Below are 14,460 nucleotides of genomic sequence, written 5' to 3' on the forward strand. Positions count from 1 at the left end.
AAACTTGCAAAGCAGATATAAAAACCAACCATCATGCGCTCAGTTATAGATTGAAGAGAAAAAATGGACTCTAATGAAGCTGTCTTGCTTTCCGAGCTGAGCGCGGATAAAAACTCGGCACTAGTCGAGAGCGATGCCGTCAACTCGATTTTGCAACTAGTAACTCGACTCACAGGCATGCGGTTTGCTGGTATAGCTAAATTTACAGAAAAGCATTGGATCGTATGCTCAGTGTTTGACCCAACGCATCTAGGCATAGAAACGGGAAACATTTTAGAAATTGAAATCACTCTATGTAGTGAGTTGAGAAGAAACCCAAAAGCGCTCTTCATTTCCAATATTAGTAGCGATGCTAGGTATTCAGAGCGCAGCGTCGTTAAGCGGTACGGTTTAGAAAGTTATGCCGGAGCGCCAATCTTCCTTCCTAACGGACAGTTATATGGCGCTCTTTGCGCATTAGATTCAAGACCGATATTATTTGAAGATCCTGATCTTGAGGGGACTTTAGTTTTATTTGCAGATCTTATAGGCTGCATATTTTCTTTCAATATTACCGAAAAGCTACGACAGCTACTCTAGCTTAGCGAATTAGTCCTACGACATATAATTGAAGAATAACGGAGATACATGCCTGACAAGCACTCAACGAATAAACCGCGGTATCGCCGTCGTCGGTGATTGCGATATTTTTTTGAGCATGCGCTTGGTCAAATTGAGCTCGACGGGTTGTATGCACACCGAAGGCGCCGGGGGTGACAGGCACGTTGCGGCCACCGGCAGTATCTGTGACGGCGAGAAGGACTGAAAGCCGGAAATCAGCAGTTGCAAGGGGATCAAGTAGGAGAGCCTGGTTACGTAGGGTACCGGAAGGTCTCGGGCGTGCTGTTGGTCCTGGCCTGCTCGTCGAGTCTCTTGCGCATGCGCCGGTCGTAGACCTAGTAGGTCGCACTGCGACATGGCGGATATTCACACTTGCCGCCCGGTAGTGTTGAGGCCCGAACTGACTCAGGAATGGTTGGACCCGGCCAGACCCCAGGAACGCGCCGAGCAGATAGTGCTGCAACAGGGCGGACCGGCTGAGAACTTTGAGTGATTCAAGGTAGTTACGACCGTGGGTAGTGTTCGCAACAAGGGGCCTGAACTCATCGGCCTATCAGCTAGGGCGTGGAGAAATACCACATCACGAATACCACGGCGACAACCCAGCCAAGCGTAAGCAGAAACGAAAGACCTGCAAGCTCTTTATCCATGTCGCCTTACCAATAAGTACACGATCGCAGTAGGAAAACTACCGGCAATAATAGTTCAGCGTATTCAGCGTGCAATCGCTCTCACATACGCCTGGCATGCCCGCAGGGCGATCACGGCGTTATCGCCGTCGTCGGTGATGGCGATAATTCTTTGAGCATGCGCTGGGTCAAGTTGGGCTCGATGGGTTGCATGAACCACGCCGACGGCGCTGGGGGTGGAAGGCACGTTGCAGCCACCGGCTGTATCATCGGCAAGGAGGACTGACAGCCGCACATCAGCAGTGGCAAGGCGATCGCGCAGAGCAGCCTGGTTACGTTGGGCATCGGAAAGTTCTCGGGCGTGTTGTTGGTCCTGGCCTACCAGCTGTTGCTCCAGGGTCAGGCGCTTTTCTTGTTCGGCGCGGGCCTGTGCGGCGGCGGCCATGCTGATTCTGTCCAGGTCACCCTGATGCAGCCCGGCCTGCTCGGCGAGCTTCTTGCCCATGCGCCAGTCCTGAACCTGCCAGGTAACGCCGGCGGCCCCGGCCATGAGCGCAAGGATCAGCACCGCCAGGCCGGCCAGTTTCTGCACCGGCGTCATGCCAACACCTTGAGCGCTTTGTCGTACAGCGATTGGCGGTCGGCCAACCCATTCACGCCACCGTTGATGCGCCGCGTGATCTTCACGAACTCGCCCTGGTCGGCCAGGGTGTTCAAACCGCGCGTCGACCAGAACCAGGCCGCCGACATCGCGGCGTGTTGTGGGAGTTCCAGAAGCTGGGGGTTGTTGATCAGGTCGAAGCCCAGGGCCTCGCCGCACGCGGCATAGTTGGCCCGTCCGGTGATCTGGATCAGGCCACGGCCACGGAACTTGGAGCCGTCGCCCGGCACGGTGTTGCCCAGGTCAGCGCGCCCCTCATAGCCGAGTTGCTGCGCTGTCGGCCCCCAGATCTCGCGGACGTAACGCAACTGGCCCGACTCATGCCCTACCTGGGCGATAAACGCGGCGGCCCGAGCCGTGCCGACGATTCCATAGCGACCCATGGCCGCATTCAACACAGGAACAAAAACGCCGGCTTGGCGGCCGGCGTTCGGGAGGATCTGCAGCAACTGCTGCTCAGTAATCGGCATGGCTTTCTCCAGGCACAAAAAAACCGCTCAAGGCGGCTGTTGGTAGGCAGCAGCGGTTACGCCGGAATGACAGGCCATTGAATGGCTTGCGGGTAATCCGCCTGGTCAACCACACGGCTGAGCGCCACCCGATATTTCTTCCAGGCCTTTATAGCTGCAAGTTCTGCATCGGTGGCTTCGTCAACATCTACAGCATCTTGAAGTGGTGCGATTGCGTAGTCGGCAGCTGATCGGAGACTGGTGATTTCCTCTTGGGCGGCTTCCAGCGGGTCAACTGCTGGCAGATCCGATTGCGGCAGCTCCTGAGGCGGCAAAGACTCGACCGCAACATGCAGCGTAATGCTGTGTTCCAGATCAGCAGGCTCGCCGTCTTTGGCAATGCTGACCCCCAGCACCCCGTCGTGGTAGCTGATAGCAACCGAGCAGGCCGCATCGATCTGATTCACGACGTAGCCCCAACCTTCAGGAGCCGGCGCCATCCCAAGCGTGCCGTAGACCAGGTATTGCCCTGGGCCTGGGTGTTCCGTGGTGATGGTGTCCACCCCCAGGGACGTGATGTCGATAACTGCGCCGTTAGCGCCGAGGATGTTTACTGCTGCTCGAGTTGTCATTTAGATCGCCTTAAGTGTGCCGTCAGCGGCGCGGGTGGTGTTGGCGGTGCTGTAGAACTTCGCCCAGGCTGACCAGCCTGATGAGCCAGTGAGGCGACGCATCATCATTTCCGTAGATGCGTAATCAACGGCCAACTGAGCGCCGAAGTTGTAGGTGCCGTCGAAGGTAGCGGAGAACTGTTGCAGCGCTCCGAAACCCGAGCCGACATCCGGCTTACCAGAAGTCGTTGAGGAATAACGGTAGATACCGGTCTTCGATACCTGGCTACCGCTGATGTCCGTGCACAGCGTCAGGCCAGCGGCGTAATCGATACCGTTGCCGAAGGCGCCGACTGCCTGCACGTTGCCAGGGTTCAGGCCGATGGAGGCCGTGGCCGCGCTGCCGAGGCCGAGTCCAGCGCGGGCCGTTGCCTGAGTACTGCCACCGGTACCACCGTTCGCCACCGGCGCGATAGTCGCGCTTGCGAGAGGCCCCAGCCCGGCAAGAGTGGCGCCCCACTGCTGAACCAAAAGATTGACGGCGTCAGCAAGTGCTTTAGGGTAACCGTTCACCGGAACAATCCCGTAAACGGCGCCTGCCGAGGTGGCGCCACGGTAAGCCGGCGATATCGAAACAGAGGTGTCACTCGATGGATTGATAACCTGATAGATACCGTTATCCGGACCAACAAACATATCGCCAGATCGGGAATTAGAAAACTTCGTACCAACACCCGTCACAGTGGCGCTGCCGTTAGTAACGCTGACGGTTCCTTCTGAAAACCAAGAAGCCATGATTCACTCCATATTTAAATGTTCAGCCACAAAACGCATGGCAGCCGTTGACGATTAAGCTTTCATCTTAGAAAAAACAACAGGTAAATAGAGACTGGTTTGCACTCCCACCCCGATAGTAATCGCCCACAAGCGATTACTTGGAAAGTCCCACCAGCAATACAAGCTGACGTCTCTAATCTGAGATCCGGCCATATCCATGGCGAAGTTGTTAATCAGCATATAATCATCAGATGAGAAATCAAAAGGCACACTAAAGTAAGCCATTGGTATGCCTTGAGCATCAGATCCAGACATTACATACGTCCAAGACTGCAAAGCCTTTGTGAACACCGCTACAGGACTACCAGTATCGAATACAAGGTTCTCTGACGCGTCGAAAAGTTGAGCCCCATACTGATCGCTTGGAGTAACCTGAAACCCGGCCGCGAAGTACCTTCCATTCGGCTGTGCCGACGTAGTGCTGTAGGCTCTGACATAGAACCCTGTCCAGTTTCCAGGCGAGCCGATGATTAACGCCCGACAAAGCCCTGCCACGGCGTTTACCGTGTCGGGCTTCACGAAGACAAGCGGCGGCTCTTGTGTTGTGACCGCTTTCGGGAAATAGGTGATGGAACCTAAACCTGACTCTTGCGTGGGGGCATACCTTCCTTTTGAGTAAACAACGATCCTCGAAAATTCAGAGTCAACGCTTACTGCATCATCGTTATTAATAAACTCAAATCCATATCCCATTATCGTACCCTCGCAACGATGAGTCGCTGCGTTCCAGATCCGTACAATCCGTTTACGGCTGTTCTATGACCTCTCCACACCCTAACCGCACCTGTTAGCATTTCCGGCTCGAACTGGATCTGGTGTAACTGACCGCCCACGCTATAACTTGCGATTGGAACGACAATGGCAAAACCATTCTCAGGTGTAATACCAGGGACATCGAATGTTTGCGACGATGCTCCACCGCCGGAAAAGGTTACCAACACTGAAAGTACTGGCCGCATCGTGAAGGATGCGGGCCCAAGTAGTTGCACGTCGTTTTCGTCCCATGTTCCAAGTCCGAATTCGGCCATTATGAAAGCCTCCCGAACTTCCCTCGACGCTTCTCAGAGCCGTCGTAAACGGTGACGCCTGTGTTATCAAGCAGCGTTGATCCACCAGTTCCCTCGCCTCGAACAGTGAATGTGCCCGCTGGAATGTTGATCTCCAGCAGTGGGCGACCCTTCGAGTCGAGCGTAGGGGAACGCAACACCATCCCCAGGATGATTTCCTGGATGATCGCTTTGCTGATGATCGCCGTGTTGAAAACGACTTGGCCGTTCTCGATCACAAACATCGGAATGACCTTGCCGTCAATCTCGTTCACGACTGCCATACGCTGGGCCATGATCAGGAACTCCGACTGCGACCCATTTGAACCAAAGGCAAGGCCAGTAGTGACTCGCCGGCCACCGACAATTGTTTGTGCCTGCAGCGTGACCTGGGCTGAAACTTTGTTGTCGAGGCCGACCACTGTCTCGCTCACCGACCTGACGGATGCGCTCGTTTCGCCGATGCTCGACTGCAGCGTTTCCGATACCTTGGCCTGAGCCTCGATTTCAGATGCTCGCACCCGTTTCTCGGTGCTGATAGCTGCCGTGGAATCCCAAGCTTTGAGAGCGCCAGCCAAATCGCCAGAACCGTCATCACCACGGACCGATGCCCGCAGAGCCTCATTGCTCGACGCCTGCGATGTGATCTTCCCGTCCAGGTTGGTGACCTTTGTGTCCAGGCTTGTGATGGCCTGGGCATTGCCGATCGCCTTTTGATCGACGTCCGATAGATCACTTTTCAGCTGTGTGATCTGCGCCGCTGAAGTTTCGCGGTTGCTGGCCACCACCTGTTCCAGAACGGTGAGCGACGACTTGTTGTCGCCCACCTGCGCGCCGAGGGTCAACAGTTGCTGGGCCATCGCATCCGTTTCACCGGCTCGCGTTTTACGCTCCACGGCGAGATCTGCCGTGGACGTCCAGCCCTTGATTGCGTCGGCCAAATCGCCGGCGCCGTCATCACCGCGAGCAGCTGAGCGCAGAGCCTCGACTGAGGTCGCAGTAGCCAACACCTTGCCGTCGATCTCTTCGATCTTGGTCTCGATGATCTGAACTTGAGACACCAGTGCATCGGTCGTCTCAAGGATGGTGCCGATATCGATCCAGTACGCCGCGTCGGGCGGCGAGGCCCCCACCGGCACCGGTCCTTTGGCTTGGTAGAGGCGCTGATAAAGCCGCACAATGTCGCCCTTCGCGTATGGCTTCGTCGGGTCGTAGGCAAGCGCATCGCTCAACTGCTTGATCAAATTCTCTAGCTCTTGTTTGGCTTCCTCAAGGCGTTCATTTACAGAGCCTGGCCCATCGCCTGAAATCAGCTCGATCTCCTCACGCAGGCTCTGATACAGGGCGCCCTTGCCGATTTTCTCGGCGTAGTACGCCTCATAATCGCTCTGATTGGTGCTCGCGTGGCCATTGACCGCACCGGTCACCGGGGAGAACGGGCCGATGTTGCCGGTCCGATCCACCAAGCGCGCCCAGAAGAACAAGCTCGCGCCGGCCAGCAGACTATGCATTTCGTGCGAAGCCTGGGGGTAACTGAAGTCGCTCAGTTTTACCGCCGTTGCCAGATCTGCCGACTGGCTATACCAGATCTCCGTGCGCTGCGTGTCCTCGGCACCCGGCGGAAAAGTCCACTGAATACCGATGCCGTAGACCAGGCTGGTGGTGGTCAGCGATGACACCGCCGGCGGTAGGCCAGTCTTACCCTCAAGATTGGTCAGGCTGGAGCTTTTCCAGATCGAAGAAATCTCAAAGGCGCTCACAGCCCGCACCCTGGCCAGATATGCACCCGAGTAAATCCCGGTGACGTCGACACTGGTCGAGCCGGTGCGTTGCACCTTGATCCAGTTGCCATTGTCCTTGCGCCACTCCACGTCATACGCGACGGCACCGGTTACGGCGGGCCACGAGATGTTCATGGTGCTGATGGCAATGCCCTGGTTCACGGCGTAGCTCGACGTCAGCGTGACGCTGGCCGGCGGCGGAACCACTGTGATTGGAATTACGCTGATTGGGCGCTCTTCGAGACGTGCGCCGGTGTCGATACTGGGGAACTTGCCCGGCTCATACTGCAAAGCGCTGATGTCGTAGTCACCCTCCGGCGTACGCGCAGTCCTCATCACTCTATACAGAGGGATTGCAAGGTCGTCGGCGTCGATTGCCCACTGAAGCTGTGCAGCCGGCGCCTCGCTGTAGGCAATGGTCACGGTTATATTACGGCCGCTCACGCTTTCCACGGTGCGCCCTTCCGCACGGCCGCCTGGAAGGTTGATCACCAGCCGGTCACCAGCCTTGACCAGAGTATCGCGGTCCAAAGTGATGACCTTGCTCGTCGCCGCGGCAATGCGCCCGCCTATCTCCCGGCCCGCCAAGAGCGAGTCGGCCACCGGGATGATGAATCCAGGCAGAGGTATGCGGCCTTCCATGCCGGTCCTGAAGCTTATCGTACGGTCCTGGTTGTTGCTCAGCACCAGCCACTTGGCGCGGCGTTGAGCCTCAGATGCCCGAGTGCAACCGATCGCACTGATCTCCGTCGGCTTGTCACCAAGACGGCGCTGGAGCGGCAGGTCTGCATATACGGTGACGTCAGTGTCGTAGTTGTTCAGTGGGTTGTCGTAGCTGACCAGGCAGCGGGTGAATCTGGTCTTCGCCGACGCGCTGCCGTAGGAAATTTTGCCGTCGATGACGTTGGATCGGGTGAAGACGTAGTCGATGTCCTGCGAGCGAGGCATATCAGCCTGCATGACCAATTGGCCCTGGGCCCAGTACGTCATGCCGCGGTAGATGCCGGCGATGTCGCGCAGCAAAGACCAGGCGTCGGCCTTGCCCTGCAGATTCATGTCGCAGAGAAAGCGCGGCTCAACGCCGTCAGCACCATTCGGTACCATCTGGTCGCAATACTGCGCGATGCGGTAAAGCTCCCACTTGTCCACCATCCACGGCTTGATGCGGCGGCCCAGGCCGAAACGGTCTTGGGTGCAGATTCCGTAGGTGATCCAGGCCGGGTTATTGGTCCAGGCCTCCTTCATTGTGCCGTCCCAGGCGCCAGAGTAGGTACGGGACACCGGGTCGTAGTTGCTCGGCACCTGCCAGCGGCGGGCCTTGCACTTCACGGTCACCGCTGGAATGTTGGTGAACTGCTCGGCGTCGAACTCGACGAACAGCAGCGCAGTGTTTGGGTAGCGCAGCTTTGCGTCGATCACCTGGGTGTAGCCGGCGATGAAGAGGCTGTCTGCGATCTTGTCGGTATTCTGGTTTGGGGTGATTCGGCGAACACGGATCAGCCAGCCACTTGTTGCCGGCGGCAGATCAACGCGCAAGGAGCGCTCGTAGCGAGTTGTGGTCTTGCCGGTTATGGCTCCGACCAACACTTCCTGATAGGCCCCGCCATCAGTGGCAACGTCGACAGCGTACTGGATGCTGTAACCACCAATGTTCCCTTCGTTGTCCTGGCTCGCAAGCCGCGGCGTGGCAAGGCGGATACGTGCTGCCGACAGCTGCAGGTTGGTCAGCGACTGAACCCACGGCGTTCCGCTGCGCAACTCGATATTCAGCGATGTCTCGTTGTCGACAGACGGGATACCCGGAATGTAGGTTTGCTCGACGGAGCCCGGCCGCCAGTCCCACTTCACGTTGGTGAAGTTGAAGTTGCCGCTGGCATCCTGGATGGGAGTGTTGTCGAGGAAGATGTCGCGCGCGGTGGGCGTGCCGTCAAATTCACCCTCGCCAACCGCGATCAGGATCTTGGCCACGTTGGTGGAGCGCAGACTGTCGGGTGACTCTACAGGCGACTTTGGCTTGCTCTCCCCACCCTTGGAACCATGAATTTCCAGCTTTTGTGCTGCGCCCATGCTTTCCTCCAGGCAATAAAAAACCGGCTCATGGCCGGCTTGTTTCGTTCGTTGCGCCTACGTTTTGTCTTCGGCGTAAATAGATGCAGAGATGATTGCCCCACCCCACCGTCGCTCACCGATGCAGATGGGTACCGGGTTGCCGCTGGCCGTAGTGTTCTTGGCTGAGCCAAACGCGTAACTGGGCATGTTTTCCGGTGATGCGCTCTGTTTGAGGCCGGCAGCCTGCGGGCTGAGCATCTGGATAACACCACCGGCCAGCAGCGCAATGCCCGCCGGCGCCGTCGGAGCACCGAAGTAGCTGGCAGCGATCAACACCACGCCCAGCACGATCTGCAGAATGCCGCCGCGCTTGCTGCCCTCCACCAAGGGGACAATCCTGATTTCCCTGGTGCCGCCCATGTTGAAATCATCGGCGCCGACATTCTTCCGGTTGCGGAAGATGGCAAAGCGAAGACCGAGCCGGTCAAGTCGCCGGATCTCGGCTTCGAACCCGTCAACGGTTGCCTTCAGCGCCCTGAACACCTCCCAGGTATCGCCCGACCCAACCTGGCGCCGATGCAGCCTGCCGAACTTCTGGGCCAGCGAGCCGGACAGTTTGATAGTGGTCATCGGCGAATAAACGATGGCGCTCATCTGGCCTCCTTGTGTCGAAGAATTAGGCGGGTGCGCTGGAGCCACGGGCCGCCGTAGACGAATACTTCGGACGGCCGGCCATACAGGTGGTGCAGCACAAACGGCCCAGGCCCGAAAATGCCGGCGTCTTCGCCAGGCAGCGCCGGGTCAGTGCCCAGGTATATCCCCGCGTGGTTTGGGTGAGCCGTGCGGCCGACCTCCATCACGATCATGTCGCCGCGCTGCGGGCTGTCGACGCGCTCAAAGCCGACGGCGGCATAGTTCGCCTCGTACAGGCTGATGCTATCTGTGCTCTCCCACCAACCCTCGGTGCGCTGGAAGGCCTCGAACTCAAGGCCCCACTCACGCCGGTACCAGTCAGCGCAGACCTGCCAGCAGTCCCAGGCGCCGTGCACGAATGGACGCTTGAGCAATGGTGTGCTGCCGGTTGGCGTGATCGTTCGCAGGTCGCCTTCTGGCCACGACAGGATATGCCAGGGCAGCGCCGTGGCCTCGCACATGGCAAGGTCGCGCGATGACGGGCGGCTGGTGGCGTCCGGGTGCGAGTGCACAATGCCGATCACCTCGCCCAGGTCTTCCGCCGCGGCGTAGTCCTCTGGGTCCAACCTGAACTCTTCGTTTGGCTCGGTCGCGATATTGCGGCATGGGAAGTACTTCTGCGCCCGGCCAACGGCCAGTACCAGGCCGCAGCACTCTTTCGGGTACTCGGCCGCCGCATGTTCCTGGACAGCCGCAATGATGTTTTTGCGCATTCTTCAGCTCCGGGCAATGAGTGAAACAGCGGGGAAACCGCCGAATGGCAAAGGGTTGCCATCGCCGAAGCGCGGGATACAGCCCTTGCCAAGGGTGGCATCGCACACATCAAGCTCAGGGTTGTCGGTAACGATCCCGTCCTTGGTGACGTAGGGCCCGGTGTAACCACAGTTGGGGCCGCGATAGCCGCCGGTAAGGCACCAGTGGCAAAGGGTTGTCATCTGCCGGCCAATCGTTTCGCCGCCGACGTCGCCCGGGCTGGCCAAGTCCCAGCTGACCGTCTCGCCGTCTTCGTTCGTCTTCTGGTCGACGTACCAAACCTCAATCGATTCCTGAGTGGGATCTGCCGTCGGGTTTCCACCTTCGAAGTTCGCCGCGTCGATGAATTCGGCCAGGGTATTGCGAATGGTCAACTTGAACTCGAGCAGGTCCTCGAAAGCCAGGCATAGCGCGGTGATGCGCCCGTTCACGTTGCCTACCGACAACTTGGGCCGCACCGCCGTACCGTCACCGTTCGCCTCGCTGCCCTCGTACTGCATGGGCCAGGCGCCGTACTCTTCGCCCTTCCACCATATCGATTTGGCCGGTAGCTGGTCAGCGTTCGCGCCGGCGGCGATCAGTTCCGCGGGAGTGTGCGGGATAGCGTGGCCATGGAAGCGCAGAACATCGGCGCCGTAATCGCTGCCGTCCAGTTCGAACAGCATGATTTCGTTGCCAGGCTCAAGGGTCTGGATAGCATTGATCAGCGACATGGGAAGACCTTTACGGGTGAAAGGCGCGCTCGAACGTCGCCGTCACTTTGAATACGCCCCCACCCATGGGTGTAGGGGTTGGGTTCTTGCAGGTGAACAGCCCGAGCTGGCCAAGCGGAGTGGTCCACAGGAAAGCCTTGGCGCCATTGTGACGATCGAAGAAGGCCATAATGGCCAGGGCCGTGGTGTTGTTGCCGGTATGGGTAATCGGGTAGGAATCAACTTTGTTGTTGATCCCGTCACCGACCTCCTGCTTGTAGCCGTCCCCGAACTGGGAGGTGCGCACCCGATAGGTGATATCGGGTGCCTCCCCGTGCTGGGTGGGCCAGGTGAACGTTTCAATCGCCATAGTTACCTTCCATTGATTAGGCGCCAGATTGAGCCGCCAGGCTGGAGGCCCTTGGCAATGGCGGCTTCAGCCTCAGTTTTAGCCGCTTGCTGGATGCCCTTGCCCAGTTCCGTGGTGTCTTCCTTGGTCGCACTGCCGCCGTCGCCTGCCGTTTGCACGGACACCGACACCGGGAAGTTGTAGGTGTTGCCACCGCCTCCCCCGCCACTACTTCCAGACGGTGCCGTGATCGAGGCCCCACCAGTCATGAGCGGTGTCACGCTGCCTCCCTGCGCTCCGGTCATGAGGTACGAACGACCGCCCTGGCTGAACAGTTCAGGTCCCTTCTCGTTCACCTCGTACAAGGTGTTGGGATCGACAGGGCCGCCGGATGCTCGACCTTCTACGAGAGCGCTGCCGATGCTGGACCCGAAGCTGGCACCGGCACCTCCAAACGCAGACGCTATGCTCGAAAAAATGCTGGATGCAGCTTGCCGAGTAGCGATACGCGCCATATCCGCCAAGATCGATTTGGTGAAGTCAGCAAACGACGCCTTGCCGGTCAACGCGAAGTTGACGATGGAATCCTCCATGGAGCTGAAGGCGTTACCGAACAAGCTCTTGGTCTGGCCGGCGATGTCCTTTGCTGAATCCAAATAGTTTTCCCAAGCAGCCGTTGCGCCCTTCGTCCAATCGCCCTGGGCGTTCTCCACATCCCCGTAGTTCTGACGGATCTGGTCAGTGGCAGCCTTGTTCGCATCAGCGAGCGCCTGTGACTTGCGCTTGAACTCCTCCTCCGACATGTTGCGCGATGGGTCAGATCGTTGGTTTTCCAGCTCAAGCGACTGCTGGGCAAACCGATCTTGCTGGCTGTTCAACTGCGCACTCAGTGCGTTCTGGCGGTCACCCTGGCCCACGCCCAACACGGCACGTTGCCCGGCCAACTCCAAAGCTTTCTGTTGCTGCCCCAACGCCTGAACGTAGGAGCTGATTGACCGCTCCTGCTTGGCAAGTCGACCGGTCTCATTCGTCGCCAACACCTCAAGCTGGCTATCCGCGTCCTTTTGCGCCTTTACCATCCCTGCGCGCGCGTCAGCGATCTTCTGGTCGAGCTGGATGCTTTGCGCGGCCGAAGTGGTCTTCTTGCCCTTCGCTGCCTCCAGTGCGGAGATCTCCGCCTCGTAGGCTGCCGTCGTCTGGTCGAGTTCGTTACCGATCAATGCTTGACGACGCAGAAGGTAGTCTTCCTCGGAAAACAAGCCCGACTTCCGCGCTGCTTCCAGTTCCTTCTGGTAGTTTTTGTAGGTGTCGGTGATCGCCGCCAGGTCGTTTTTGGCGTTGTTGAAGCTGGTCAGATCGACCTGAGTACCAGCGGCTTTCGGGTCCTTGTTTTTATCCTGAAGGCCCTTCAAAAGAATGTCGTACGCGCCACCGGAGAACTTTTTGCCGTCGTAGCTCACACCGTCAAGCAGTGGCGACTTCTGTCCTGCCTTTTCTGCATTTTCGTAAAGCGCTTTGAACTGGTTGTTGAGCTTTTCCAGTCCTGCTTTACGCTTGTTCAGAGGGTTGACGTTGTCGAGTTGCGCATCCAGCGCTTTCTGAGCCTCGATTGCCTTCTGATTTGCGTCGGCGTTTTCACCGGTGACGATTGCAAGGTTAGCGCTGGCAGTCTGCCTAGCCTTCAGGTCGGCAAGTTTCTTCTCAAGCGCCTCAGTTGAGTCGTCATGCTCACCGGTGCCTAGCCCAAGAGCCGAGTTCAAAGAACTCAGCCCGTTAGAGATAGCGCCCGCAACTCCGCCGCCCTTGCGGGTATCCAGAACGCGCTGGGTGATCTCGATCTGCTTGGCCAGGTCAGGGAATATCTCCGACCGGACTTCTGCGTACGCGCCTTTGATGGCGTTCTTGATCTTGTCCCAGTCGCGCTCTACATCAGATAACGACTCACGGTAGGTCTTCAGGCGCGTCAAGGCGGCCTGATTCAAATCTTCGCTGAGCGTATCCAGAGCACGCTGGCTCTCGCCCTGGTCATCCAGTCCCTTGATCACCTGGTACTGCTCGAGGGTGATCAATCCGTACTGACTGCTGATCTTGCTGGCGGCTTCTGTTGCTGTATCGCCAGCGTTCGCAAAGGATTTGGCGAGTTCACCCGCCCCCTGACCGGTAACTTCACTGACTGCGGCTGCAGCTTCAGCCAGATTGCGCATCTGGGTGCCGCTGGTGGCCGCGCCAGACGCAAGCGAAACAACGGCCTCTCGCGCACCAGACAGGTTCCCGGTGACACGCCCAGCGCCGTCGGCCATGTCCTTCAGGCTGGCGATGGTTTGCCCGGCACCATTTGTACCGCCATTGATAGCGGCATTGAACTCGCGCGCCTGCTTCATTGCATCGAAGTAGGCGTAGCCCAGCGAGCCGATTACAGCGACCAGTAGGCTGGCCGGAATCAGCATCCCTGCGAGGCTTTTCGCTGATTCACCGGCGCCAGCACCCAACTGAGCGATCGCGCGCGCCCCACTGCCCAAATCGCCTGCCTGGATGGCGTTAGCCAACTGCATGACGTTTTCTTGAGCCTGGCGTGTGCCGAGCTTCAGTTTGTCGAAAGCGCTAGCGGCTTCAGTCAGCCCCGCCCGGTCCTTACCGATCTTAGCCAGAGCCTCGCTGTAGCGCTCAGCGTCGATCTGACCAGCTTTATGCAGGTCGTTGAGCGCCTTCTCCTGAGCCTCAAGCTTCGCCAACTTGGCGGTCACTGGGTCAATCCCGTTAACGGTACGCTTAAGCGCCTCAATCTGACGATTTTCCGCTTCGATCAGCTTCTGCTTCTGCGCCAGCTCTTTGGCTTCAGCATTTTCAATCTTGTCGTAGGCCTTTCCCAGCTGATCCTGATACTTTGCCTGATCCTCGATAGTGACCAAGCCGCCTTTGCGAGCGCGCTCCAACAAACCCTCTGCCCGCACTAAGGATTCAATGGTGTCGATATTGCCCGTTATCGCCTTGTCGAGTTGGCTGATAACGGTGATCTCTGCGGCGGCGCTTTCAGTCGCTTTGCGACTTGCACCGGACCTGCGATCTATCGCGGCAGTGGACTTCTCGACGCCCTGGGCTACATCATTTTCTGCCTGAGTGATCTTCTTGCCCGTGCTGGCCAAGCCTTCACCAGTCTTGCCTAGGTCGTCGATCGCCTTCTGTGCACCTTCTGCCGAGTTAACCAATTTATCCAGGTCGTCAGCGGCCTTTGCTGCTTGCGAGGACTCAACGGCAATGCCCAGGGACGCGAAGTTGGTGCTCATTATTTTCTCCGGGCATAAAAAAACCC

General features: G+C 58.2%; 12 protein-coding genes. 1 reads left to right on the forward strand and 11 read right to left on the reverse strand.

What is annotated here, in order from left to right; genetic code table 11:
* The first annotated feature begins 63 nt into the window (after positions 1 to 63).
* Positions 64 to 579, forward strand: a complete 516-nt coding sequence (locus MJP36_RS17420; protein ID WP_244383590.1) for a GAF domain-containing protein — start codon at positions 64 to 66, stop codon at positions 577 to 579.
* A 735-nt stretch (positions 580 to 1,314) separates the two neighbouring features.
* Here MJP36_RS17420 and MJP36_RS17430 read toward each other — a convergent pair.
* The 11 genes from MJP36_RS17430 to MJP36_RS17480 all read right to left on the reverse strand — a co-directional run bounded on the left by MJP36_RS17430 (position 1,315) and on the right by MJP36_RS17480 (position 14,434).
* Positions 1,315 to 1,830 (reverse strand): lysis system spanin subunit, encoded by a 516-nt coding sequence (locus tag MJP36_RS17430; protein WP_244383591.1) that lies wholly within the window; start codon positions 1,828 to 1,830, stop codon positions 1,315 to 1,317.
* The gene (locus tag MJP36_RS17435; protein ID WP_244383592.1) at positions 1,827 to 2,360 is read right to left on the reverse strand and encodes a glycoside hydrolase family 19 protein; all 534 of its coding nucleotides are present in this window, start codon (positions 2,358 to 2,360) and stop codon (positions 1,827 to 1,829) included. The genes MJP36_RS17430 and MJP36_RS17435 overlap by 4 nt, the downstream gene beginning before the upstream one ends.
* A 56-nt stretch (positions 2,361 to 2,416) precedes the next feature.
* Positions 2,417 to 2,971, reverse strand: a complete 555-nt coding sequence (locus MJP36_RS17440) for a tail fiber assembly protein (RefSeq protein WP_244383593.1) — start codon at positions 2,969 to 2,971, stop codon at positions 2,417 to 2,419.
* A complete protein-coding gene (locus tag MJP36_RS17445) occupies positions 2,972 to 3,745 on the reverse strand; it encodes a hypothetical protein (protein WP_244383594.1) in 774 nt (257 codons plus the stop codon).
* A gap of 54 nt (positions 3,746 to 3,799) precedes the next feature.
* Positions 3,800 to 4,480 (reverse strand): hypothetical protein, encoded by a 681-nt coding sequence (locus MJP36_RS17450; protein WP_244383595.1) that lies wholly within the window; start codon positions 4,478 to 4,480, stop codon positions 3,800 to 3,802.
* Between the two features lie 334 nt (positions 4,481 to 4,814).
* Entirely contained in the window at positions 4,815 to 8,681 is a 3,867-nt protein-coding gene (locus MJP36_RS17455) for a TipJ family phage tail tip protein (RefSeq protein WP_244383596.1), read from the reverse strand.
* Between the two features lie 57 nt (positions 8,682 to 8,738).
* The gene (locus tag MJP36_RS17460) at positions 8,739 to 9,317 is read right to left on the reverse strand and encodes a tail assembly protein (protein WP_244383597.1); all 579 of its coding nucleotides are present in this window, start codon (positions 9,315 to 9,317) and stop codon (positions 8,739 to 8,741) included.
* Positions 9,314 to 10,069 carry a C40 family peptidase gene (locus MJP36_RS17465; protein ID WP_244383598.1) on the reverse strand — a complete coding sequence of 252 codons (756 nt, stop codon included), beginning with the start codon at positions 10,067 to 10,069 and terminating at the stop codon, positions 9,314 to 9,316. The genes MJP36_RS17460 and MJP36_RS17465 overlap by 4 nt, the downstream gene beginning before the upstream one ends.
* Before the next feature lie 3 nt (positions 10,070 to 10,072).
* Positions 10,073 to 10,822, reverse strand: a complete 750-nt coding sequence (locus MJP36_RS17470) for a phage minor tail protein L (RefSeq protein ID WP_244383599.1) — start codon at positions 10,820 to 10,822, stop codon at positions 10,073 to 10,075.
* A 10-nt stretch (positions 10,823 to 10,832) separates the two neighbouring features.
* Positions 10,833 to 11,171: a phage tail protein gene (locus tag MJP36_RS17475; protein ID WP_244383600.1), complete on the reverse strand. Its 339-nt coding sequence runs from the start codon at positions 11,169 to 11,171 to the stop codon at positions 10,833 to 10,835.
* A 2-nt stretch (positions 11,172 to 11,173) separates the two neighbouring features.
* Complete coding sequence (locus MJP36_RS17480; RefSeq protein WP_244383601.1) at positions 11,174 to 14,434, reverse strand: phage tail tape measure protein; 3,261 nt, start codon at positions 14,432 to 14,434, stop codon at positions 11,174 to 11,176.
* Positions 14,435 to 14,460 lie beyond the last annotated feature (26 nt).

Origin of the sequence: Pseudomonas palleroniana, from assembly GCF_022836895.1 — a bacterium.
GTDB lineage: Bacteria > Pseudomonadota > Gammaproteobacteria > Pseudomonadales > Pseudomonadaceae > Aquipseudomonas > Aquipseudomonas palleroniana.